Raw genomic sequence first — 23,205 nt, forward strand, 5'->3', positions numbered from 1 at the left:
CCGGACCGTGTCCGACAGCGGCTGAGATCATCGCGAAGTCACTCCTTGTCGAGGCGACGCGTGCTCTGTTCGACGGTGTCGTCGGCGGAGGGCTGCGACGACACGGTCTTGTCGAGCGACGGTCCTGCACCTTCCACACCGGACAGGTCGTCGGGTGCGGTGATCGCGTCGCCTGAACGATCGTCGAACTCGTCGTCGGTCTCCGGTGGGAGAACCTCACGGACGACTGCCCGGGACCAGGTGGTGATGATGCCGTCGGCGATCTCGAGGTCGACGGTGTCCTCTTCCACCAGCGCGACGCGGGCGTAGAGGCCTGCGGTCGTCACGACCTCGTCACCGACCTTCAGCGAGTCCTGCAATGCCTGGGTGTCGGCGAGGACCTTCTTCTGCTTGCGCACGTTGAGGAACATCGGTACGAGCAGCGCCACGATCAGCAGCGGAAATAGCAGTTCCATCTTCTACGTCAGTCCTAAGAGGTGTCGTTGTTCTTGTCGTGTCGGCGTCCGATAGCGAGCGCGTCGCGCGCATTCGGAGTGCCGTGCGTCGGGTCCAGTGTGCCATTACCTCACTGCCGACTTGTCCGGCTCCTGAGCTTTGCCGGGCAATTACTCGAATAATCCCTGCTGAGCTTCGTTCGTTCGCACGGAAATACCGCCGATGGCGAGGTCCGGTGGGGGCACGAGACCGAGATGCTGCCACGCTGCTGCCGTCGCCACCCGTCCACGGGGAGTCCGTGCAACCATGCCCGCGCGTACCAGAAAAGGCTCACACACTTCTTCCACCGTCGACGGTTCCTCTCCGACGGCGACCGCGAGTGTCGACACGCCGACGGGCCCGCCTCCGAAGCTCCGGATCAACGCGCTGAGAACCGCTCGGTCCAGCCTGTCCAGACCCAACTGGTCGACGTCGTAGACGACGAGCGCTTCCTGCGCCGTCTGTTTGGTCACGGTTCCGTCCCCGCGCACCTCGGCGTAGTCGCGCACTCGGCGAAGCAGGCGGTTGGCGATACGTGGGGTACCGCGCGAGCGTCCGGCGATCTCGGCGCATCCTGCCGCGTCGATCGGCACGCCGAGGATGCCTGCCGAGCGCACGAGTATCCGCTGCAGTTCCTGGGGTTCGTAGAAGTCCATGTGCGCGACGAAGCCGAAGCGATCCCTCAGTGGTCCGGTGAGGGCGCCCGATCGGGTGGTGGCTCCGACCAGGGTGAACGGCGCGACTTCGAGAGGGATGGAAGTGGCGCCCGGCCCTTTGCCCACCACCACGTCGACACGGAAGTCCTCCATGGCGAGGTACAGCATCTCCTCGGCCGGGCGCGCGATGCGGTGGATCTCGTCGATGAACAGCACGTCGCCCTCTACGAGGTTGCTGAGCATGGCGGCGAGATCACCAGCCCGTTCGAGCGCGGGCCCCGACGTCAGTCGCAACGACGTACCCAGTTCCTGGGCGATGATCATCGCCATCGACGTCTTGCCGAGCCCGGGTGGGCCCGACATCAGGATGTGATCGGGTGTGCCGCCACGAAGCTTCGCACCGGTCAGGACGAGTTGGAGTTGCTCACGCACTCGCGGCTGACCGATGAAGTCCGTCAGCGATTTCGGGCGCAGACTGGTCTCGACGTCGACGTCGTCCGCGGTGACCTCCGCGGTCACCTGTGAGTCCTCGAGGTCGGCGTCGTCGGTCATCTCGTCTTACCCAGGTACGCGAGCGCGGAGCGTAGCGCAGCCGACGTCGACGCGTCGGGCTGAGCGGCCAGTACGGATGCTGTCGCGTCCTCGGCTTGTTTGACCGCGAATCCGAGTCCGGTGAGGGCTTCGACGATCTGATCGTGCACCGCGCCGCCGCTCGCGCCTGCGGTCGGCGTCGCGGACGCTCCCCCTCCGCCGACGATGGCGTCGACCTTGTCCCGCAGTTCGACGACCATCCGTTCGGCACCGCGTTTTCCGATCCCGGGTACACGCGTCAACGCAGTGACGTTGCCGTCCGCCAAGGCGGTCCGCAACGCCGCCGGATCGAGCACGGCGAGGGTGGCCATCGCGATACGAGGCCCGACACCGGACACCGTCAGCAACAGTACGAACAGGTCCCGTGACTCGGTGTCCGAGAACCCGTAGAGGGTCATCGAGTCCTCGCGGACGATCATGGTCGTCAGCAGTCTGGACTCGGATCCCCGAGTCAACGACGCGAGTGTCGAGGGTGTCGCGTTGACTCGATATCCGACCCCGGACGCTTCGAGGACTGCGTGGTCGAGCGCGATGTCCAGTACTTCCCCGCGGATGGATGCGATCATCCGACGCCCGCCTCTCCGACAGCCCGAGCCGCTACGGCTCGGGCGCTCTTCTTCGCCGCGGCTGCCCGTGCTTTACGCTCCTCGGCCAGCCGTACCTCGTACTTGCGCCGCTGTTCTTTGGCCATCGCCTCGGCCTTCGCCATCCTCGCGATCATCGGCGCGCGCCAGCAGTGACAGATACCCAGAGCGAGAGCATCGGCCGCGTCGGCGGGAGTCGGTGCGGTCTGCAGTCCGAGAATCCGCATGACCATGGCTGTGACCTGCGCTTTGTCCGCACTACCGTTGCCCGTGACCGCGGCTTTCACCTCGCTGGGAGTGTGAAAGCAGACGTCGATGCCTCGGCGGGCTGCGGCGAGCGCGATCACTCCCCCGGCTTGCGCCGTGCCCATCGCGGTGCGCACGTTGTGTTGCGCGAACACGCGCTCGACGGCGACGACGTCAGGCTTATGAGTATCGAGCCAATACTCCGCGGCCTCGGAGATTCGGAGCAAACGCTGCGCCAGATCCATGTCCGCCGGAGTGCGCACGACATCGACGTCCAATGCGATGACACTGCGCCCCGAACCGCCCTCGATCAAACTCAACCCGCACCGGGTCAAGCCTGGGTCGACGCCCATCACTCGCACGTGTTCACCTTCCGCTTACGAACTGTTGTTCGATAGCGTAGCGGAGGGCAGGCCGAGCGGGCGTGTGCGACACCCGACCGGCCGCCGACGGGTCAGTCCTCGTCGAGTTGCGCGAGAACCTCGTCCGACAGTTCGACGTTGGAGTAGACGTTCTGAACGTCGTCACTGTCCTCGAGCGCGTCGATCAACTTGAACACCTTGCGTGCACCGTCGACGTCGACGGGAACGCTCACCGACGCCTGGAAGCTGGCCTCGGCCGAATCGTAGTCGATCCCGGCCTCCTGCAGCGCCGTTCGGACTGCAACGAGATCGGTTGGCTCACTGACGATCTCGAAGGTGTCGCCGTTGTCGGTGACTTCCTCGGCACCGGCGTCGAGAACCGCCATCAGGACGTCGTCCTCGGACTGACCGTTCTTCTCCAACGTCACCAGACCCTTGCGCGAGAACAGGTACGACACCGATCCCGGGTCCGCCATGTTGCCGCCGTTGCGGGTCATCGCCACCCGAACCTCGCCCGCGGCGCGGTTGCGGTTGTCGGTGAGGCACTCGATGAGCACCGCCACACCGTTGGGTCCGTAGCCCTCGTACATGATGGTCTGCCAGTCGGCGCCGCCGGCTTCCTCGCCCGCGCCGCGCTTGCGCGCACGCTCGATGTTGTCGTTGGGAACCGACGTCTTCTTCGCCTTCTGGATGGCGTCGAACAGCGTCGGATTGCCTGTGGGATCGCCACCACCGGTGCGGGCCGCCACCTCGATGTTCTTGATGAGTTTGGCGAACGACTTGCCACGCTTGGCGTCGATCACCGCCTTCTTGTGCTTGGTGGTGGCCCATTTGGAGTGGCCGCTCATGCGATGGAGCCCCTTTCGTACTTACAACAAGTGTTCGTAGTTTACGCGTGCTCGACCGGCACCGACTCCATACACGTCCGCAAACGTGCGAACGTCGCCGCTCAGACCCCACGCACGAGGTCGACGAAGAGTCCGTGTACGCGACGGTCACCGGTGACCTCGGGATGAAAGCTGGTGGCCATGACGGGCCCCTGGCGCACCGCGACGACGCGACCCGCGGCGGGACCGTCGGGAACGGTGGCGAGGACCTCCACGCCGTCGCCGACGCGTTCCACCCACGGCGCTCGGATGAACACCGCGCGCAGGGGGTCGCCGTCGATTCCAGCGAACTCGAGATCGGTTTCGAAGGAGTCGACCTGACGACCGAAGGCATTGCGCCGCACGGTGATGTCGAGGGCGTCGAGATGCTGGGCGTCCTCTCTGGTATCGAGAACTTCACTCGCCAACATGATCATTCCCGCACACGATCCGTAAGCGGGTAGTCCGTCACGCAGCCGGGCACGCAGCGGTTCGAGCAGTTCGAAGACCGTCAGAAGCCTGCTCATCGTCGTCGATTCGCCGCCGGGAACGACGAGTCCGTCGACGCCGTCCAACTCCGCGGGCCGGCGTACCGCGACTGCCTCGGCGCCGCTCGAGCTCAGCGCGGCGAGGTGTTCTCGGACGTCGCCCTGCAACGCGAGTACACCGATGCGAGGCCCGGTCACCTGGGCTTGAACGGATCGGTGGCCGATTTCGTTCGATCCCGCTCGAAGCGCATCAGACCTTCCTGCACTACGGCGGCGACCATGCGACCCTGCCGGTCGAAAATTCGGCCCTGTGCCAGCGCACGCCCGAAGTCCGCGGACGGCGACGTCTGGTCGTACAGCAGCCATTCGTCGGCGCGGAACGGGCGCAGGAACCACAACGCGTGATCGAGTGACGCCGTCTGAGTCGCCACGCCCGGGTGTGGGACCTTCGCCGAGCCGATCAGGGTCATGTCGGACATGTACGCGAGCGCGCAGACGTGGAACACCTGATTGTCCGGCAACCGATCGCGGTAGCGAAACCACACTCGCTGCTGGGCGGCGAGGCTCGGGTATTTCTCGGTCTGCTCATCGGGGACCTTGCGGATGTCCCATTCCTTCCACTCCTCGTAGAACGAATTGTCGAACTCCGGAAGGGTGCGCGGGTCCGGCAAGGTCTCCGGATCGACGACGCGGGGCATCGTGTCCTGGTGCGAGATGCCGTCGTCGTCGACGTGGAACGACGCGGACATGGTGAAGATCGCCTTGCCGTCCTGAATTCCGGTGACACGGCGCGTACAGAAGGACCTGCCGTCACGGATGCGCTCGACCATGTAGACGGTCGGCTCCGTGGGGTTGCCCGGCCGGATGAAGTAACCGTGCAACGAGTGCACGCGGTAGTCGTCGGCGACTGTGTTGACGGCCGACACCAGAGCCTGCCCGGCGACCTGCCCGCCGAACGTCCGCTGCAACAGGCTCGGGAAGGTTCGACCACGGAAGATGTCGTTCTCGATACGTTCCAATTCGAGAATGTCCTCGATACTGGCCATTGTTCACCTCTCGTCGCTGCTGGTGAAGGCTAACAAGCGCGGAAACAGGCAAGATGAACCGGTGCCGAACCGAGACCTGCCGACGCCTGTGCCGATTTTCCCGGAACTACTCGCCCGGGCAGTGGCCGATCGAATTCCCCACGGCCGCCGCGCAATCGGTGTGATCGACGGCGTCGACGCCGCTGGTCCGGTCGATTTCGCCGGGACGGTCCGTGACCTCGTGGGCGCATCCGGACGGCGTTGTGACGTGATCGATCTCCACGATTACGTGCGGCCCGCCTCACTGCGATTCGAGTACTCTCGGACCGACGAGTTGACCTATCGGACAGCCTGGTTCGACTTCGCCGCGGTGGAGCGTGAGGTCGTTGCCCCGATGCGTCCCGGAGGCCGAGGAACGTTCCTACCCCGGCTTTGGGACGAGGTGGCCGATCGGTCCGCGAGGGCGAGCCTCGTCGACGCGGCTCCCGACCATGTTCTGCTGATCGCCGGTCCGACGGCCCTCGGACGCATTCCCGATGCAGCGGTGACGGTGCACCTGAAGATCAGCGAAGCCACCATGCGGCGCCGGACCCCCGAGGCCGACGCATGGACGGTTGCACCGCTGCTCGAGTTCTACGACGAGGCACCGACTGCGGACGTCGTGGTCCGCTGGGATCACCCGGACCGGCCCGCGATACTCCAGGCCTGAGACGTCACCAGCCGCGTTCGGCCAAACGGTGAGCAACCGGAAGATCGTCGACGTTGATGCCCACCATGGCCTCACCCAGGCCACGCGAGACCTTGGCGAGGACGTCGGGGTCGTCGTGGAAGGTCGTCGCCTTGACGATCGCCTCGGCACGCTCCTTCGGGTTGCCGGACTTGAAGATTCCGGATCCGACGAAGACGCCCTCCGCACCGAGTTGCATCATCATCGCAGCGTCAGCCGGCGTAGCGATGCCGCCGGCCGTGAACAGGGTCACGGGCAGCTTGCCCGCACGTGCGACCTCCACGACCAGGTCGTGGGGAGCCTGAAGTTCCTTTGCCGCGACGTACAGCTCGTCTTCGGGCAGCGACGTGAGTCGGCGAATCTCGTCGCGGATCTTGCGCATGTGCGTGGTCGCGTTGGACACGTCGCCGGTACCCGCCTCGCCCTTGGACCTGATCATCGCTGCGCCTTCGGTGATCCGACGCAGCGCTTCGCCGAGATTGGTTGCGCCGCACACGAACGGGACGGTGAAGTTCCATTTGTCGATGTGGTTGGCGTAGTCCGCCGGGGTCAGCACCTCGGATTCGTCGACGTAGTCGACGCCGAGACTCTGGAGTATCTGCGCTTCGACGAAGTGGCCGATCCTCGCCTTCGCCATGACGGGGATGGACACCGCGGCGATGATGCTGTCGATCATGTCCGGATCGCTCATCCGCGACACACCACCCTGCGCGCGGATGTCCGCCGGAACACGTTCGAGCGCCATGACCGCCACGGCCCCTGCATCCTCGGCGATCTTGGCCTGATCGGCGGTGACCACGTCCATGATCACGCCGCCCTTGAGCATTTCGGCCATGCCGCGCTTGACGCGTGCTGTCCCCCGGCCGTTGTCTTCGACGTCTGATGCGGGAACGATGGGCGTACTCAAAGGACTCTCCTGCAGCTGAGGGAACACGGGACTACCTCGGAGCGAGGCGTGCCCGAGAGTAGACCGAACTGGCATTCGTTCCCATAGCCAGTCGAGAATTGCTGGACCCCTGACCGAGCGCTCCGTTCCGCCGTGTCCGTCGGCCTCAGCGGATAGCGCGTACGTCCGGTTCGGTTCTACGCGCAAGCACGATGTTGACCTCGTCGAGCAGTTCGGCGAGATCCTGCGGATATACCGTCTCGCCGATCGCCGCGAGTGACCTGATGTCGTCCTCGGTGCACCACTTGTGGCCCGTCACCGTTCGACGCTCGAAGTCGGTGAATCCCGAATGTTCGGGCTCGAACTCCTGAGTCCTCGACGCGAAGAACAGCTCCTCGGACCGCAGGAGCACTCCGTTGAACGGGAACGTGGCCACACGCCGCCACATCGGCCCCTTCAACTCGGTCGACGCCACGCCCAGACCCGTTTCCTCCCGGACCTCACGGACAGCGGCCTCGCGGAGGCTCTCGCCGGACTCGACGGCGCCGCCGATGGTGAACCAGAAATACACGTCGGGAACCGTCGGATCGTGGCCGCGCAGAAGAAGCACCCGGCCTCGTTCGTCGACGAGAACGACTCTCGCCGAGGTGCGCTGCACCGCTCGCCCCTCGGACCCGAAGGTGTCGGACGCCGACCGCTCGGCAATCTCGAAGTACGTCGGCAGGGGCGCAGTTCCGCCCAGGTGCAGTGCACGAACCGCCGCGGTCGTGCGCAGCGCCAACGTGTCTCGCACCGCATCGTTGTGGAACCTGCGCGCGATCAGCACCCGGGCTTCGGCGTCGGCGAGCTCGGCTACCAGTTGCGGGGGCAGATCGGCAGGATCGAGCGCCGCCAGCGCCACCGACACCGCGTTCTCGGCCGCCTCACGATGTGCGCGGTCGGCGCGTTCGGCGGCGCCGGCCAGCGCCGCCAATCGCCGACTGTCCTCCAGCTGGGCCCTGGTCGCCGACGCCACGGCTCTGGCCACCACGGCGCGGCGCGCCAGTGCGGAGTCGAGCGACTGCCACGACAGGTCCGAGCGGACGTGCAGCCGATCGAGACGGTTGGCCGTCGCGTAGGCCCACAGCCCGATCACCAGGACCAGTACCGCGACGAGACCGACGATCAGAATCGTCAACGCGGACAGTGTCATCAGCTCGCCGCCCGCACTTTCTGTCCCCCGACAGTCACGGTCTCGTAGACCCGCATGATCTGCTCGGCGACGACCGGCCAATCGTATTCCGCCACAGCCCGGGTCGCCGCCTGCACCACACGGTCCCTGACATCGTCCGAGGACAGCACCGCGTCGACGGCATCGGCGAGGGCGACGTCGTCGTCGATCGGCACCAACAGGCCGGCGGTGCCGTCGCGAAGGACCCGCCGGAACGCGTCGAGCTCACTGGCCACCACAGCGGTACCCGACGCCATCGCCTCCACGAGCACGATCCCGAAGCTCTCGCCGCCGAGGTTGGGGGCGCAGTACACGTCGGCACTCCGCATCGCCGACGCCTTCTCCTCGTCGTCGACCTGCCCGAGGAACCGCAGATGCGACGCTGCCGCGCCCGCTTCCTTTCGTAGTTTGTCCTCGTCACCGCGTCCGACGACGAGTATCTCGACGTCGGGGTGTCGCTCGACGAGTGTCGGAAGCGCGCGCAGCAGCACCGCCATGCCTTTGCGTGGTTCGTCGAAGCGGCCGAGGAACAGTACGGTGCCGCCGGCTCGGGGATACCCGGGAAGCAGCGGTGCGCGTCGGAAGGCCGGTACGTCGACACCGTTGGGGATTTCGACGGCATCGCTGCCGAGTGCCTCGACCTGCCACCGGCGGGCGAGTTCGGATACCGCGATCCGTCCGCTGATCTTTTCGTGGTAGGGACGGAGAACACCCTGAAACGTACTGAGTACCAACGACTTCGTGGTGGAAGTGTGAAAGGTCGCCACTATCGGGCCGTCGGCGGCCTTGAGTGCCAGCATCGACAGGCTCGGGGCATTCGGTTCGTGAATGTGCAGGACGTCGAAGTCGTTCTCGGCGATCCACTTCCGAATGCGCGAGTACGTGACCGGCCCGAACCGGAGCCTCGCCACCGAGCCGTTGTACGGAATGGCCAGGGCCTCACCCGCGGAGACGACGAAGTCGGGTAGTTCGGTGTCGTCGGACGCCGGTGCGAGGACGCTCACTCGGTGACCCCGTTCGATGAACACCTCGGCGAGCTGCTGCACGTGTGCCTGAACTCCACCCGGCACGTCGAAGGAGTACGGACAGACCATCCCGATCTTCACGTGCCCTCGATCCGTGCTCGCCGCGAATCGGACAGGTCGTCCATCCACAGAGGTTGGAGCATGTGCCAGTCGGCGGGATAGGTCGCGATGTTGTCGGCGAAGCGGTCGGCGAGCTGCTGCGTGGCGGTCTCGACTCCCTCGCCCACGTCGATGCGCGGTGAGATGGAGAAGCCCCAGGCATCGCCGTCGAAGTAGCAGTGCACGGGCAGCAAGTGCGCGCCTGTGTCGATCGCGAGGCGAGCCGGGCCCGCCGCCATTCGTGTCGGCTCCCCGAAGAACGTGACGGGCACACCGTGCCTGGCCAGATCGCGTTCGCTCAGCAGGCAGACGACTTTGTTCTCCCGCAGACGTTCCGACAGCGCCGCGAACGGCGGCACCTCCCCTCCGCTGAGCGGGAAGATCTCGAAACCGAGGCTTTCTCGGTAGGCCACGAACCGCTGGTAGAGCGATTCGGGTTTCAACCGTTCCGCGACGGTCGCGAAGGTGCCGTGAGTCCGTGCCAGCCACACACCGGCCATGTCCCAGTTTCCGCTGTGCGGCAGCGCGAGCACCGCGCCGCGACCGTCGGCGAGCGCAGCGTTCAGGTGTTCCTGGCCGTGGATGCTCGAATCGAGCGACGCCGCCAACTCATCGAGGTCCATCGATGGAAGGCGGAATGCCTCTCGCCAGTATCGGGCGTAGGAGCGCAACGACGCACGGATTAGCTCGTCGGGCACCTGGTCCGCTGTGGTGCCCAGCACGCGTGAGAGGTTTCGACGGAGTTGAGCCGGGCCGCCGCCCCGACGGGCCGCGACGTCCGCTCCGGCGTCGAACAGTCGGGTCGCCAGCCCGGCCGGAAGCGATCTCACCAGGCGCCAGCCCGCGGCGTACCCCGCGTCGCCGACGCGCTCGCCGAGAGTCACGGCGTATCGGTCTTCGCGTCGCCGTCGGTCGTGGCCGCAGGTTCCTTGCTGATGATGTCCCTGGCGCCCTCGGAGCGGCGCACGGCAAGCACTCGTTGGAACACCGTGACCACGCTGAGCACGGCGAGAACCCACATTGCCGGGTAGATGAGGCTGTCGAGCCAGGGAACGTCGTAGTGCCGACCGATTCCGGTCAGTCCTGCACCGACCAGAACGATGACCAGGCGGTCGGGCCGTTCGATCCATCCACCGTCGGCCGACAGACCGCTGGCTTCCGCGCGCGCCTTCGCGTAGGAGATGACCTGCGACGTCACGAGGCACACCAGAGTTGCGATCAGCAGCAGCTTGTCCTGCTCGCTGTACACCGCCCACCAGGCGAGGCCGGCGAAGATCGCGCCGTCCGCGACGCGGTCACAGGTCGCGTCGAGTACCGCTCCGTACTTCGTTCCGCCACCGCGTGCGCGCGCCATCGCACCGTCGAGCATGTCGAACAGCACGAACAGCGTGATCACCATCGTGCCCCAGAAGAGGTACCCGGCCGGGAACATCGTCACGGCGGCAGCCACCGTCACGACGGTGCCGATCAGCGTGACCGAATTGGGAGTCAGTCCGGTGGCGTTGAGCGCTCGACCGAGCGGTGCCGTCACCTTGGACATCGGAGTCCTACCGAGAATGCTCAGCACCGCGAACCCCCCTTTCGACGTATGTTCATTCGGCCCAGGCCGACGCCAGCAGAGCCCGCGTGTCACGCAGCAGCTGCGGCATGACCTTCGCTCCACCGACGACGGTGATGAAATTCGCGTCGCCGCCCCACCTGGGAACGATGTGCTGATGCAGATGCTCGGCCAACGATCCTCCGGCTGCCGCACCCAGGTTCAGTCCGACGTTGAAACCGTGCGGGTTGGACACGCGCTTGATGGTCCTGATGGCGTGCTGAGTGAACGACATGAGCTCGGCGCTCTCGGCGGGCGTCAGATCCTCCAACGCAGCGACGCGCCGGTACGGGACGACCATCGTGTGCCCGGGGTTGTACGGGTAGAGGTTGAGCACCGCGTACACCTGCTCGCCTCGCGCGACCACGAGCCCGTCCTCGTCGCTCATCTTCGGAATGTCCGAGAACGGTTCGCTGGACTTGCTGTTCTCACCGGGAGCTTCGGTGATGTAGGACATGCGGTGCGGCGTCCACAGACGTTGGAGTCGATCGGGGTCACCGAAACCGGTGTCGACGATCGCCGCGTCCTTGTCGGGCATGGTCAGCTCACTCCTGAGGTCTCGGCGACGAGGGTTGCGGTGGGAGATGCGTTGTTGCGCGAGCTGATCCAGTCCGCGATCAGCTCGACAGCTCGGTCGGTCGCGACTCCGTTGACCTGAGTGCCGTCGCGGAACCGGAAGCTGACCGCTCCGGCTTCCACGTCACGTTCGCCGGCGAGGAGCATGAACGGCACCTTCTGCGCGGTCTGGTTGAAGATCTTCTTCTGCATGCGGTCGTCCGACGCATCGACCTCTGCCCGAATTCCGCGCTTCTTCAGTTCGGCCACCACAGCGAACAGATGATCCTGATGCACCTCTGCCACCGGGATACCGACGACCTGCACTGGTGACAGCCACGCCGGGAACGCACCCGCGTAGTGCTCGGTGAGTACACCGAAGAACCGCTCGATCGAGCCGAACAGTGCTCGGTGAATCATCACCGGGCGTTCTTTGCTTCCCCCGGTAGCGGTGTACTCGAGCTCGAAGCGCTCGGGCAGGTTGAAGTCGAGCTGGATGGTGGACATCTGCCATGTCCTACCCAGTGCGTCCTTCGCCTGAACCGAGATCTTCGGGCCGTAGAACGCCGCGCCACCCGGATCGGGAACCAGATCGAGACCGGACGCGGCTGCCACCTCGGCGAGCGTGTTGGTCGCTTCCTCCCACACTTCGTCGCTGCCGACCGACTTGTCCGGGTTGCGAGTGGACAACTCCAGATAGAAGTCGTCGAGCCCGTAGTCCTTGAGCAGACCGAGAACGAATTCGAGCGTCGTGGTCAATTCGTCGCGCATCTGCGCACGAGTGCAGAAGATGTGGGCATCGTCCTGGGTCAGACCTCGAACGCGGGTGAGTCCGTGGATGACTCCGGACTTCTCGTAGCGGTACACGGTTCCGAACTCGAACAACCGCAAGGGCAGTTCACGATACGAGCGCCCCCGCGAGCGGAAGATCAGGTTGTGCATCGGGCAGTTCATCGGCTTGAGGTAGTAATCCTGGCCGGGTTTGCGCACAGCACCGCTCTCGTCGAGCTCGGCGTCGAGATGCATGGCCGGGAACATCCCGTCGCGATACCAGTCCAGGTGGCCGGACACCTCGTACAGGTGCCCCTTGGTGATGTGCGGGGTGTTGACGAAGTCGTATCCCTCTTCGATGTGCCGCTGCCGGGAATAGTTCTCCAGCTCGTTTCTGATGATGCCGCCCTTGGGGTGGAACACCGGGAGCCCGGATCCCAGCTCGTCCGGGAAGCTGAAGAGGTCGAGCTCCGACCCGAGCTTGCGGTGGTCGCGGCGCTCCGCCTCGGCCAGCAGCTCCAGGTGGCGATCGAGAGCCTCGGAAGATTCCCACGCGGTTCCGTAGATGCGCTGCAAACCGGCGTTGTCCTGGTTGCCGCGCCAGTAGGCGGCGGAACTGCGGGTCAACTTGAACGCAGGGATGTACTTGGTGGTCGGTATATGGGGGCCGCGGCACAGGTCGCCCCAGATTCGGTCCCCCGTCCGCGGATTCAGATTGTCGTACGCGGTCAGCTCGCCGCCGCCGACCTCCATGATCTCGGGATCGTCGATGCCGGACTTGTCGTTGACCAGTTCCAGCTTGTACGGCTCGTTCGCCAGTTCCTCTCGGGCCTGATCGATCGAGTCGTAGACGCGACGCGAGAATCGCTGGCCGGCCTTCACGATCTGCTTCATCTTCTTCTCGAGCGCGGTCAGGTCCTCGGGAGTGAACGGCTGCTCGACGTCGAAGTCGTAGTAGAAGCCGTCCTTGATGAACGGGCCGATGCCCAACTTCGCACCGGGAAACAGGTCCTGGACCGCCTGCGCCAGGACGTGCGCGGCGGAATGCCTGATGACACTGCGGCCGTCCTCGGTGTTCGCGGCCACCGGCTCGACCTCGGCATCACCGTCGGGAGCCCAGGACAGATCGCGAAGCTTGCCGTCGGCGTCACGCACGACGACGATCGCGTCAGGTCCCTTGTTGGGCAAGCCCGTGTCCCGAAGTGCCGTTCCGGCAGTCGTTCCGGCCGGCACCATGATGCGGGCGGGCGAGACGGCGGTTACGGGCATGGTCACGGCGATGTACTCCTTGGTCGATCCTCGCAGGGAAGATCCCGGTGTAAGTGGATAGCGGCGGTCGGTGAGACCGAGGACAGCCTATCGGCTCTCGGGTGCACGTTCGCCGTCACATCGCGGACGCGTCGTCACAGTGGACTGGACAGCCAACTCCAGTCGAGACCGAACCACCCGCCGATGAGCGAGAACGTACCGAGCAACCACAACGTCACCAGCACGACGGCCGTGGTCAGCAGTACACCGAGCCCTTTGACGAACACGGACTGGTGCGAGAACCACTCCATGAATCGGTCGTAGTGCTTGCGCGCGAACTTCAGGAGCCGATGCGCCCACGTGAATTCCGACGCGAGAATGCCGAGGCCCGCGAAGACGATCAGCCACCCGGGACCCGGATACGGAATCGCCAGGATTCCGAGCCCCAGCACGATCAGCCCGACCACGCCGACCGTGATTCGGTACGCGAGATCGAGAGTGGGATTGGCTCTGATCTTGGCACGGAACTGGCGTCGTCGTTCCGACACCCGGTCGAATACGCCGTCGTCGTGCGCGGTTTCGGCGCGATCGTCTGCAGTCACCGCATCAGGTTACCGGCGCGTGAGACAACACAAGCCCCACGCTCGGTGCGTGGGGCTTGGTGCGGGGGCTCGTTGTTTGCTTCGAGTGGTCCCGGCTGGGATCGAACCAGCGACCTTCCGCGTGTGAAGCGGACGCTCTTCCACTGAGCCACGGGACCGTCATCGTCCGACAGCGATGTACGCCTCTCGAACGAGGCAGAACATTAACATGCGTACCGCGCGATACTCGAATCGCCCTGTTCGTCGAGCGTTCCGTACAGACTCTTCCCCGTGTCGGAGCTCGCCCCCGACCCGACAGTGACGCCACTCGAGCAACCGACAGCGGCACTGACAAGGCGATTTGTGAGTTCGCCAGAAGTTGGTCTAGTGTTTTCACCGCACCACGGAGACGGTAACGGTTCCGCGGGGCATGCGGATGTGGCGCAGTGGTAGCGCATCACCTTGCCAAGGTGAGGGTCGCGGGTTCGAATCCCGTCATCCGCTCGAGGCTGGAACAATCTCAGGGCCGAATCAGCGAGAGCTTGTGCCGATTCGGATCAAGGGCAATCGAGAGAACGCCTGGCCCATGGTGGAGTGGCCGAGTGGTGAGGCAACGGCCTGCAAAGCCGTGCACACGGGTTCGATTCCCGTCTCCACCTCGCAGTGTGTCGGAGGCAGCCGTCTTCGATGCAAGTACCTGCGCGATTAGCTCAGCGGGAGAGCGCTTCCCTGACACGGAAGAGGTCACTGGTTCAATCCCAGTATCGCGCACCACGCGAAGAACCCCGGTCTTGTGCCGGGGTTCTTTTCGTCCGACTGAATGTCGGTGGTTTCACCGCATCGCCCGCTGGATCCGTCCTCGGATGCAGCGTTCGATGCACATGCGGATGTGGCGCAGTGGTAGCGCATCACCTTGCCAAGGTGAGGGTCGCGGGTTCGAATCCCGTCATCCGCTCGTTCGATGTTCGCCTGCGCGATTAGCTCAGCGGGAGAGCGCTTCCCTGACACGGAAGAGGTCACTGGTTCAATCCCAGTATCGCGCACCATCCGAGAATGCCCTTCAGCCCCGTGCTGGAGGGCATTTGTGGTCTGGACCCGTGCAGGGGTGGTGATTCAGGTCATACACGTGCACTCTGGAGGGATATCCCCGACCGGAAGGAACCCCACCGATGGCCGACCGCACGAACGAGGCAGACAGTGGCGCCGAAGGTGTCGCACCGACCACGGATCCGAGCACCGAGGAGAAGGCGAAGTCCGACGCGGCGGAGATCGATGCCCAGTACGAACCCGGCGCACGGCCGACAGTCACGCTGCCCGGAACGGACGGCATGGTGTCCGGGACGGCATTCGCAGACATGGTCGACGACAACGGCGGCCTGAAGGAGGACTCGACGCCGGATGCCTGAGGCGCCCACCGACACCCACGAAGTGCACGGTGTCGACGGAGTTCGTGGGTATCTTCATCGGCCCGACGGGCCGGAGGTGGCCGCACTCGCACTGACGCACGGGGCCGGTGGTGACTGCTCGGCCAAGTTCCTCGTCGACGTCGCCACCACATGGTCCGCGCACGGGGTGACGGTTCTGCGGTTCGATCTGGCGTTCCGGCAGGCGAAGCCGTCCGGCCCACCGCATCCGTCGAAGTCCGCGGCCGATCGAAACAGTGTGGTGCTCGCGGTCGAATATCTCGGCAGCCTCACCGCAGCGCCTCTCGTGGTGGGAGGACACTCCTATGGAGGCCGCCAGGCATCGATGACGGTGTCGGAGGGGCTCTCCGCCGTCGGTGCGCTGCTGTTGTCCTATCCGTTGCATCCGCCGGGCAAACCCGACAAGGCACGTACCGCGCACCTACCCGGAATAGATATCCCCACCCTGTTCGTCTCGGGCACGAAGGATCCATTCGGCACACCCGACGAGCTGAGGCTGGCAATCGCATCGATCCCCGGCCCGGCGGAGTTGCTCGAGATCGACGGTGCAGGACACGACCTGTCCGCAGCCAAGCACCGCGTCGCCGAGCGATCGTTCGAGCACGCGTCACCCTTGTTCGGCACAGCCCGGTAATCGCGTCGGCGAGTCCCCGTGCGGTAGGAAACTGCTCGAATGTTCTACTTGTCTCATGCCCACCTGGGGATGGTTCGTCGTTGCACTCGTTCTGATCGACGCAGCGGTTCTCGCTGCGTGGCTGCTGGCTCGTAAACGTCCGGGCAAGCGCACGGATTCGACGGAACCCCCGGCGCCGCTCGCATCGACAGGGGTCCTGTGGGCCGACATCGAACCGACGCTTCGCACGCTCAAACACGAGGGAAACTCGCTCGCAGCGATCAAACTCCTGCGGTCCCGCACCGGGTTGCCGCTGCGCGAAGCCAAAGAGGCGGTGGACCGACTGTGACCGTGATCGTGGGCCGAGCCGGAATCTGGGAAGCCGAACAACTCGCCGACGTCGCCGCCGTGACGTTTCCGCTGGCCTGTCCACCCGGGTCGACCCAGGAGTCGATCGAAGCCTTCATCGGCGAGGTGCTCTCCCACGAACGGTTCGCCGACTACCTGGACGATCCGGATCGGACGATTCTCGCCGCGCGTGAAGACGACTCGATCGTCGGGTACGCCATGCTGATTCGCGGCGAGCCGGCCGACCCCTCGATCAGCGCCGTCCTGTCGACATCGCCGACGATGGAACTGTCCAAGATGTACGTTCTACCGGGTCATCACGGCAGTGAAGTGTCGGCGGCACTGATGGCGGCGACCGTGGCGTTGGCGGTCGACTTCGGCTGCGCCGGAATCTGGTTGGGCGTCAACCAGCAGAACGCGCGAGCTCAGCGCTACTACGCCAAGCACGGGTTCCACCGTGTGGGCACCAAGACGTTCACCGTCGGCGCCGAGGTACACGACGATTTCGTGTTCGAACGAGTCCTCTGACGTCAGCCGACGGCTGCGAAACGAGACAGTGCGAGCAGGCGCGAGGTGGCACGCAGGTACTTCTTGCGATACCCGCCTGCCAACATCTCCTCGGTGAAGATTTCGTCGAGCTTTCCGCCGGACGCCGTCACCGGGATGCTCGCGTCGTAGAGGCGGTCGGCCAACACGACAAGTCGGAGTGCGACCGCCTGGTCGGCAGCGGGGTGCACGTTCTTCCAGAAGACCGCCTCGACGCCGTCGAGCAGCTTGCCGTACCGCGACGGGTGCAACGTACTCAGATGTGCGAGCAACTCGTCGAAATCGTCGAGCGTTGCGCCCTCGACGTGGTTCGCGCGCTCGACCAGTTCGGACTCGGAGGTGGGATCGGGAGCAGGCGGAAGGTCGCGGTGTCGGTAGTCGGGGCCGTCGACACGAATCGACTCGAAGATCGACCCGAGCTTCTTGATCTCGCGCATGAAGTCCTCGGCAGCGAACCTGCCCTCGCCCAGCTGTCCGGGGAGAGTGTTCGACGTCGCGACGATGGACACTCCACGTGCGGAGAGCTCGGACAGCAGACGGGACACCAGCATGGTGTCACCCGGGTCGTCGAGTTCGAACTCGTCGATGCACAGGACACTGTGGTTCGACAGCTGATCGAGTGCCTGGTTGAAGCCGAGCGCCCCGACCACATGTGTCAGCTCCACGAACGTTCCGAATGCCTTGGGCTCGGGCACGCTGTGGAAGATCGACGCCAAAAGGTGGGTCTTGCCGACGCCGAACCCGCCGTCGAGGTACAGGCCCGCGCCGGTTGCCGGGGTCTTCTTGCCGAAGAGGCCGCGCTTGCCACCCTTTCCGCGGATCTTGGTGACCTTCTGCGCGAACGCCTCGGCTTTCGCGACCGCCTCGGCCTGGCTCGGCTCGTTCGGATCGGGAATGTACGACGAGAAGCTGACGTCGTCGAACATGGCCGGCGGAACCATTTGAGCGATCAACTGATCGGATGGAACGACGGGGTTTCGATCGACAAGACGTGCAGGCATTGAACGAGCGTAGCGACGTGGTGTTATCTACCTTATGCAGCTACTGGATATTGCGACCTACTTCACATCCGAGAGCGATGTGTCACGCGTCGCGAAGGGCCGGCTGGACGACGCCGACCTGTCGCGCCTGTACGCCTATCCCCCTCGACCCCGGCGCCCGTGGATTCGGGCGAACTTCGTGGCCAGCATCGACGGAGCAGTGACGGCCGACGGCGTGTCCGCCGGCCTCGGGACTCCCGCCGACCAGGCAGTCTTCGGGGTCCTACGGTCCTTGACCGACGCGGTCCTCGTCGGCGCCGGAACCGTGCGCGCCGAAAATTACGGAGGCGTCTCCCTGCCCGACGACACCCGCCGGGCCCGCGTCGACCGCGGGTTGGACGAACTCCCCCCAGTCGTGGTCGTGACGGCCTCCGCCGAACTCGACCCCGACGCGCGAGTGTTCACCGACACCACCGTCACTCCGATCGTCGTGACCACTGCAGCCGCGTCCGCCGACAAGAAGAAGGCACTGTCCGACGCCGGAGCCCGGATCGTCGAGGCAGGTGAGACGACCGTGACGACCGGCGACCTACTCGGCGCGCTGGACGGTCTCGGTCTTCACCGCGTCCTGTGCGAGGGTGGCCCGGGACTGTTCGGCCAGCTGATCGCCGACGACGCCGTGGACGACGTCTGCCTCACGGTGTCGCCTCTCCTCGTGGCGGGGTCTGCCGGCAGGATCTCGCACTCCGCATCCGGCGCGGTCCGGCGCATGACGAGGGCGCACGTCGTCGCCGACGACGACGGCACACTGCTGACCAGGTGGGTCAAGCACCGAACCGAACACTGACCGGCCTGGTCGGATGTGTCGCCGACCGCCTGGTCGGATGGGTCGCCGACCGCGCGGTGCGGGAACTAGATAGCCTCGCAGCGTGACGCAGAATCGATCGTTGCTGGTGTTCGTCGTGTGTCTGTCTTTGTTCGCGGCCGGGTGCGGGGCCGGGCCGTCCGGTCGACCCGACGTGGCGGTCGAGCAGAACTCACCGGGCCAGCCCGCCGACACCGAATCGGAGGACCCCGCGCCGGAGCCTCCTGCACTGCAGGTTCCGGTGACGGATCTGTCCTGGCAGGACTGCACGTCGGACACCCTCGGCCGATACGGCTACGCACCTCGTACCCCCGGCCTGATCCTCGAATGCGCGGATTTCGAGGCGCCCGTCGACGCGTCCGGTGAGATGTTCGGGTCCTTCTCCGTCGGTGCGCTGCGTGCGCGCCTGGATCGGACGCCTGCCGACGCTCCCCCGATGGTGCTGACGTCAGGGGCGGACCGCGCGTCGATCGAGACGCTTGCCGACATGGCAGCAGGGCAGGGCGCGACCCTTCTGGCAACCAATCCTGTGGTCGCGGTGGACCGACGCGGCATCGGCCGATCCACTGCGGTGGACTGCACCAAGTTCGACGCCCGCGCAGCCCTGGCGGATCTGGGACAGTTCGCCGGAGCAGGCGGTGACACCGTCGATCGAGCCGTCACCGCAGGCCGGGACGCGACCATCGAATGCACCGACCTTCTGCAACCACAGGAACTGGCCTTCGCGACGTCGTATGCAGCGGACGACCTGGAACGACTGCGACTCACGTGGGGCGTGGACAGCATCGGACTCATCGGCACCGGAAACGGTGCGTCCACCGCATTGGCATTCGCCGCGCAGTACCCGGACCGCCTCTCCCGACTCGTACTCGACTCGCCCACCGGACTCGGCGCGGATCAGATGACCGTTGCCGAACAGAAGACCCAGGGACGCGAAGCTGCCTTCACCGCCTTCGCCGGGCGATGCGTCGCGCTCGACTGTTCGCTCGGCCCGGATCCCCGTGCGGCCGTTGCCGAGCTGGTGCAGCGCGCACGATCGGGGGCCCTGAGGCCGCTGTCCACCCACGCGCTGCTCGACGGAATCGCCTATGCCCTCGCATCGTCGGCGGGCGATCCGACGCAGCGCGCACTCGCACTGTCCACCACACTCTCCTCTGCACGTTCCGGTGACACCGCAGCCCTGACCCAGTTGGCCGACCGAGCTGCCGACGCCTACGGCACGGACGGGCAGTTCGTCGCCCGCTGCACCGACGGACAGCAGTGGCCGTCGCCCCAGGCGGTGCGCGACGCCACCGGATCATGGTCGGAGTTGTATCCCGTCTTCGGCACCGACGCGGCTCTGGCCGCACTCGCCTGTGCGTCCTGGCCGACGGCTCCCGCAGCGCCGCTGCCCTCGGAACTACCGATTCCGGTGCTGTTGCTCAGCGGCGCGGCGGATCCCGTCGTCGGCAACGGAGGTTTCGCTGCAGTCTCCGGAATGATCGCGACGACGGGTACGCAGGCGGCGTCGATGACTTGGCAGGGCGCGGGTCACCCCACGGTAGGTGGTTCGGCGTGCGCTCAGTCCGCGGTCGCCGGTTACGTCGCCGACGCGGCCCTGCCGCCGGACGGCAGCGTGTGCCCTGCATGAGACGCCGTGGGCGGTCGAGGGCGGGAACAAGGCCCGAGGGGGTTGTCACGGCCGGGGTGTCTGACGTCGGTCCGACAGGGCGGTCAATGTACCGTTCCGTAGGTGTCACTTAGCTTCCTCGAGCCACGAACCGGCCGGTCCACCGCAGAAGTAGTCAAGTTTGCGTTGTGGCCGTTGGCCGTCATGACGGTGCTCAACCGGGTCCTGGTTCGAGCGATCAACGGCGACATCACCGACGACTTCACCCCGGTGTATCGCGCGGCACTGGCGTTTCTCAACCGGCAGCCGGTCTACACGGCGAACTTCGATTCGGTGGATCCGCACTACCTGTACCCGCCCGGGGCCACGATGCTGCTCTCCCCCGTCGCTGTGATCGACCCGGAACGCTCGCGGTGGCTGTTCATCTTCGCCAGCACCATCGCAATCCTGATTGCTCTGTACATTCTGCTGCGCATCTTCGGCTACGGCCTGAACTCCGTCGTCGCGCCGGTCCTGCTCTTCGCCGCATTCGCCAGCGAAACAGTGACGAACACTCTGGTGTTCACCAACTTCAACGGTTTCGTGTTGCTCGGTGAAGTCGCGTTCATCGGTTTCCTGTTGAAGCGGAAAGACCTGTGGGCAGGCGTCGCGATCGGTCTCACGATCGTGGTCAAGCCCATTCTCGTTCCCCTGCTGATCATTCCGCTGATGACCAGACAGTGGAAGGTGTTCGTCACCGCAATCGCCATCCCTCTCGTCTTCACCGCGATCGCGTGGCCGCTGTCCGTCGACCCCATGGACTTCGTGAACCGCACCGTCCCGTACCTGCTCGAGTCCAGGGACTACTTCAACAGCGCCGTCGTCGGAAACGGTCGCTACTACGGTCTGCCCGAGGTACTGATCTTCGGAATCCGCGGCGTTCTCGGACTGATGGTTCTGGCCTCGTTGTGGATTCTCTACAAGTACTGCCGCGAGGACCGGTTGTTCTTCGTCGCCACCACTTCCGGCCTTGTCCTCACCGCACACTGGCTTCTGGGTTCGCTGGGCCAGATGTACTACTCGATGATGCTGTTCCCGCTTCTGATGACGGTCGTCCTGAAGAACTCGGTGCTCCGGAACTGGCCTGCCTGGCTCGCGATCTACGGCTTCACCTGCTACGACCGCTGGCTGTCCGGCCGGTTCTACACCACGGGACGAGCATTCGACTACATGCGCACCACCTTCGGATGGAGCCTGCTGATCATCGTCATCTTCGGCGTGCTCGTCGGGCGCTACTACGCCGCCAGGCAGGACGGCCGACTCGACCGGGGAATCGAACCAGAGTATCCACTGGACGACCCGCGACCTGCGGAGACGACGAAGTCCGGCGGATAGTATTAGCGTGAAGGCATGAGTTCAGCGACGGACAAGAATCCTGCCCCAGCAGTACAGCTCACCGACGCGCAGTGGCGAGAGAAACTCTCTCCCGAGGAGTACGCGGTTCTGCGGCAAGCCGGGACCGAGCGCCCCTTCGTCGGCGAATACACCGACACGACCACCGAAGGTATCTACGAATGCCGCGCATGCGGCGCGGAACTGTTCCGCAGTACCGAGAAGTTCGAGTCCCACTGCGGCTGGCCGTCCTTCTTCGACCCGGCCGACAGCGACGCCGTGATTCTGAACGAGGACAACTCGCTCGGAATGCGTCGCATCGAGGTGATCTGCAAGAACTGCCACAGTCACCTCGGACACGTCTTCGAGGGCGAGGGTTACCCGACGCCCACCGATCAGCGTTACTGCATCAATTCCATCTCGCTGACCTTCAGCCCAGCAGCCGACGCACGGTAGGCGCGCGGGATTCGTGCCCGAGTTCGGCTCACGCCGCGAAGCCGACTACAGCCGGATCGAGTACCGCACGGCCTTGAAAACTCTGCGGTATCTTTCCGCTATGACTGCGGCGATCAAGACATTCTGGTGGCGTCAGCTCAAACTCACCGGCCTTCGACCGAACTTCGGGGACGAGTTGACTCCGGGGCTGGTGAAGTCTCTGTTCGGTCGGAAATGTGCGTGGAGACGGCCGAAGGGCAGCGAGTTCACCGGCGCCGGTTCGACGCTGGAGATGGTCCAGCTCATGAACGCGCCGAAGACGTTGAAGATATGGGGTTCCGGTTTCGGAGTGCGCGAGGGAACCACCGAGAGAAACTTCAGCAATCCTGGGTACGACATCTACGCCGTACGGGGGCAACTCACCCTGGGGCGTGTCGACCAGGACCGCGATATCGCAGTCGGAGATCCGGGCCTTCTGGCAAGCAGGGTCTACCCGCCCTCGCAACAGGTGCCCGGTCGAGTCGGCCTCGTCTATCACTGGATGCACAAGAGCGACACAGTCGTTCAGACCCTCGCACGTGAGGGAAACATCATGCTGATCGATCCGTCGAGGAAGCCGTCCAAGGTCGTCGCGGACATCACGTCCTGTGAGTTCGTGATGTCCACGAGCCTGCACGGACTCATCGTCGCGGACTCGTACGGTATCCCGAATGCGTGGATCGAGCTGACGCAGGAGATAGGCGGCAAGGGCTACAAGTTCGAGGACTACTACTCCGCATTCGATGGAAAAGCGGTTCAGCATTCGTCCGACCTCGCATGGGATGCGGAGCACATCGAGGCCCTTCGCACCGAGTATCGGCCGATTCCCAATCTCGCAGAGATTCAGGACAATCTCGTCGCTGCATTTCCATACGCCGCAGTCGACGTACGATGACCTGACACAAACGAAGTGCGGCGGCGATCGGCTTCGGACAGCTACGTACCGAGGTGACACGCGGAGTACGTCCCCTCGCGTGCATACTG

Annotated in this window: 26 protein-coding genes and 6 tRNA genes; 15 read left to right on the top strand and 17 right to left on the bottom strand. The window is 65.1% G+C overall.

Features of this window, described 5'->3' with window-relative positions; genetic code table 11:
- Positions 1–38: 38 nt before the first annotated feature.
- From yajC to CH290_RS12260, 7 genes are all read right to left on the bottom strand, one after another.
- Complete coding sequence (gene yajC, locus CH290_RS12230; protein ID WP_019663991.1) at positions 39–455, bottom strand: preprotein translocase subunit YajC; 417 nt, start codon at positions 453–455, stop codon at positions 39–41.
- A gap of 150 nt (positions 456–605) precedes the next feature.
- Positions 606–1,682: a Holliday junction branch migration DNA helicase RuvB gene (ruvB, locus tag CH290_RS12235; protein WP_019663992.1), complete on the bottom strand. Its 1,077-nt coding sequence runs from the start codon at positions 1,680–1,682 to the stop codon at positions 606–608.
- The gene (ruvA, locus tag CH290_RS12240) at positions 1,679–2,287 is read right to left on the bottom strand and encodes a Holliday junction branch migration protein RuvA (protein ID WP_019663993.1); all 609 of its coding nucleotides are present in this window, start codon (positions 2,285–2,287) and stop codon (positions 1,679–1,681) included. The genes ruvB and ruvA overlap by 4 nt, the downstream gene beginning before the upstream one ends.
- Positions 2,284–2,913, bottom strand: coding sequence for a crossover junction endodeoxyribonuclease RuvC (gene ruvC / locus CH290_RS12245; protein ID WP_019663994.1), 630 nt, complete (start codon positions 2,911–2,913; stop codon positions 2,284–2,286). Before ruvC ends, ruvA begins: the two co-directional genes overlap by 4 nt.
- Before the next feature lie 92 nt (positions 2,914–3,005).
- Positions 3,006–3,761: a YebC/PmpR family DNA-binding transcriptional regulator gene (locus CH290_RS12250; RefSeq protein WP_019663995.1), complete on the bottom strand. Its 756-nt coding sequence runs from the start codon at positions 3,759–3,761 to the stop codon at positions 3,006–3,008.
- 101 nt (positions 3,762–3,862) lie between these two features.
- Positions 3,863–4,465, bottom strand: coding sequence for a pyridoxal 5'-phosphate synthase glutaminase subunit PdxT (pdxT, locus tag CH290_RS12255; protein WP_020110149.1), 603 nt, complete (start codon positions 4,463–4,465; stop codon positions 3,863–3,865).
- Positions 4,462–5,313 carry an acyl-CoA thioesterase gene (locus CH290_RS12260; protein WP_033189665.1) on the bottom strand — a complete coding sequence of 284 codons (852 nt, stop codon included), beginning with the start codon at positions 5,311–5,313 and terminating at the stop codon, positions 4,462–4,464. The genes pdxT and CH290_RS12260 overlap by 4 nt, the downstream gene beginning before the upstream one ends.
- 121 nt (positions 5,314–5,434) lie before the next feature.
- On the opposite strand from CH290_RS12260, the gene CH290_RS12265 reads away from it, so the two are divergent.
- Positions 5,435–6,001, top strand: a complete 567-nt coding sequence (locus CH290_RS12265) for a nucleoside/nucleotide kinase family protein (protein WP_020110150.1) — start codon at positions 5,435–5,437, stop codon at positions 5,999–6,001.
- Positions 6,002–6,005: 4 nt separating this feature from the next.
- Here CH290_RS12265 and pdxS read toward each other — a convergent pair whose 3' ends face one another.
- From pdxS to CH290_RS12310, 9 genes are all read right to left on the bottom strand, one after another.
- The gene (gene pdxS / locus CH290_RS12270; protein WP_019663999.1) at positions 6,006–6,953 is read right to left on the bottom strand and encodes a pyridoxal 5'-phosphate synthase lyase subunit PdxS; all 948 of its coding nucleotides are present in this window, start codon (positions 6,951–6,953) and stop codon (positions 6,006–6,008) included.
- A 118-nt stretch (positions 6,954–7,071) separates the two neighbouring features.
- Entirely contained in the window at positions 7,072–8,097 is a 1,026-nt protein-coding gene (locus tag CH290_RS12275) for an NUDIX hydrolase (protein ID WP_033189664.1), read from the bottom strand.
- Entirely contained in the window at positions 8,097–9,221 is a 1,125-nt protein-coding gene (locus tag CH290_RS12280) for a glycosyltransferase family 4 protein (RefSeq protein ID WP_019664001.1), read from the bottom strand. Before CH290_RS12280 ends, CH290_RS12275 begins: the two co-directional genes overlap by 1 nt.
- Positions 9,218–10,123 (bottom strand): phosphatidylinositol mannoside acyltransferase, encoded by a 906-nt coding sequence (locus CH290_RS12285; RefSeq protein WP_020110153.1) that lies wholly within the window; start codon positions 10,121–10,123, stop codon positions 9,218–9,220. The genes CH290_RS12280 and CH290_RS12285 overlap by 4 nt, the downstream gene beginning before the upstream one ends.
- A complete protein-coding gene (gene pgsA / locus CH290_RS12290) occupies positions 10,120–10,806 on the bottom strand; it encodes a phosphatidylinositol phosphate synthase (protein ID WP_019664003.1) in 687 nt (228 codons plus the stop codon). Before pgsA ends, CH290_RS12285 begins: the two co-directional genes overlap by 4 nt.
- Positions 10,807–10,831: 25 nt before the next feature.
- Complete coding sequence (locus tag CH290_RS12295; RefSeq protein WP_019664004.1) at positions 10,832–11,374, bottom strand: ATP adenylyltransferase; 543 nt, start codon at positions 11,372–11,374, stop codon at positions 10,832–10,834.
- A gap of 2 nt (positions 11,375–11,376) precedes the next feature.
- Complete coding sequence (gene thrS / locus CH290_RS12300) at positions 11,377–13,431, bottom strand: threonine--tRNA ligase (protein WP_094620658.1); 2,055 nt, start codon at positions 13,429–13,431, stop codon at positions 11,377–11,379.
- A gap of 134 nt (positions 13,432–13,565) precedes the next feature.
- Positions 13,566–13,958, bottom strand: a complete 393-nt coding sequence (locus CH290_RS12305) for a TIGR02611 family protein (RefSeq protein ID WP_026347589.1) — start codon at positions 13,956–13,958, stop codon at positions 13,566–13,568.
- Positions 13,959–14,098: 140 nt separating this feature from the next.
- Positions 14,099–14,170: transfer RNA gene (locus tag CH290_RS12310), tRNA-Val, on the bottom strand.
- A gap of 253 nt (positions 14,171–14,423) precedes the next feature.
- Here CH290_RS12310 and CH290_RS12315 point away from each other — a divergent pair.
- The 9 genes from CH290_RS12315 (at position 14,424) to CH290_RS12355 (ending at position 16,904) form a co-directional block, all read left to right on the top strand.
- Positions 14,424–14,495: transfer RNA gene (locus CH290_RS12315), tRNA-Gly, on the top strand.
- A gap of 84 nt (positions 14,496–14,579) precedes the next feature.
- A tRNA-Cys gene (locus CH290_RS12320) sits at positions 14,580–14,650 on the top strand.
- A gap of 40 nt (positions 14,651–14,690) precedes the next feature.
- A tRNA-Val gene (locus CH290_RS12325) sits at positions 14,691–14,765 on the top strand.
- A gap of 109 nt (positions 14,766–14,874) precedes the next feature.
- A tRNA-Gly gene (locus CH290_RS12330) sits at positions 14,875–14,946 on the top strand.
- 16 nt (positions 14,947–14,962) lie between these two features.
- A tRNA-Val gene (locus tag CH290_RS12335) sits at positions 14,963–15,037 on the top strand.
- Between the two features lie 123 nt (positions 15,038–15,160).
- Entirely contained in the window at positions 15,161–15,397 is a 237-nt protein-coding gene (locus CH290_RS12340; protein WP_019664007.1) for a hypothetical protein, read from the top strand.
- The gene (locus CH290_RS12345) at positions 15,390–16,049 is read left to right on the top strand and encodes an alpha/beta hydrolase family protein (protein ID WP_033189663.1); all 660 of its coding nucleotides are present in this window, start codon (positions 15,390–15,392) and stop codon (positions 16,047–16,049) included. Before CH290_RS12340 ends, CH290_RS12345 begins: the two co-directional genes overlap by 8 nt.
- A 55-nt stretch (positions 16,050–16,104) precedes the next feature.
- Positions 16,105–16,377: a ribosomal L7/L12 family protein gene (locus CH290_RS12350; RefSeq protein WP_033189662.1), complete on the top strand. Its 273-nt coding sequence runs from the start codon at positions 16,105–16,107 to the stop codon at positions 16,375–16,377.
- On the top strand, positions 16,374–16,904 hold the full coding sequence (locus CH290_RS12355) for a GNAT family N-acetyltransferase (protein WP_019664010.1): 531 nt from the start codon (positions 16,374–16,376) through the stop codon (positions 16,902–16,904). The genes CH290_RS12350 and CH290_RS12355 overlap by 4 nt, the downstream gene beginning before the upstream one ends.
- 2 nt (positions 16,905–16,906) lie before the next feature.
- On the opposite strand, the gene zapE is transcribed toward CH290_RS12355, so the two are convergent.
- Positions 16,907–17,923, bottom strand: a complete 1,017-nt coding sequence (gene zapE, locus CH290_RS12360; protein WP_019664011.1) for a cell division protein ZapE — start codon at positions 17,921–17,923, stop codon at positions 16,907–16,909.
- A gap of 34 nt (positions 17,924–17,957) precedes the next feature.
- Here zapE and CH290_RS12365 point away from each other — a divergent pair, with 34 nt between their 5' ends.
- The 5 genes from CH290_RS12365 to CH290_RS12385 all read left to right on the top strand — a co-directional run bounded on the left by CH290_RS12365 (position 17,958) and on the right by CH290_RS12385 (position 23,116).
- Positions 17,958–18,749, top strand: a complete 792-nt coding sequence (locus tag CH290_RS12365; RefSeq protein WP_019664012.1) for a pyrimidine reductase family protein — start codon at positions 17,958–17,960, stop codon at positions 18,747–18,749.
- Between the two features lie 82 nt (positions 18,750–18,831).
- A complete protein-coding gene (locus tag CH290_RS12370; RefSeq protein ID WP_020110157.1) occupies positions 18,832–20,397 on the top strand; it encodes an alpha/beta hydrolase in 1,566 nt (521 codons plus the stop codon).
- A 102-nt stretch (positions 20,398–20,499) separates the two neighbouring features.
- Positions 20,500–21,750, top strand: a complete 1,251-nt coding sequence (locus tag CH290_RS12375) for a glycosyltransferase family 87 protein (RefSeq protein WP_019664014.1) — start codon at positions 20,500–20,502, stop codon at positions 21,748–21,750.
- A 15-nt stretch (positions 21,751–21,765) separates the two neighbouring features.
- On the top strand, positions 21,766–22,203 hold the full coding sequence (gene msrB, locus CH290_RS12380; RefSeq protein WP_020110158.1) for a peptide-methionine (R)-S-oxide reductase MsrB: 438 nt from the start codon (positions 21,766–21,768) through the stop codon (positions 22,201–22,203).
- 13 nt (positions 22,204–22,216) lie between these two features.
- Positions 22,217–23,116 (top strand): polysaccharide pyruvyl transferase family protein, encoded by a 900-nt coding sequence (locus tag CH290_RS12385; protein WP_033189661.1) that lies wholly within the window; start codon positions 22,217–22,219, stop codon positions 23,114–23,116.
- Positions 23,117–23,205: the final 89 nt, after the last annotated feature.

The organism is Rhodococcus sp. 06-156-4 (assembly GCF_002259345.1).
In the GTDB taxonomy this organism is placed as follows: Bacteria; Actinomycetota; Actinomycetes; order Mycobacteriales; family Mycobacteriaceae; genus Rhodococcoides; species Rhodococcoides fascians_E.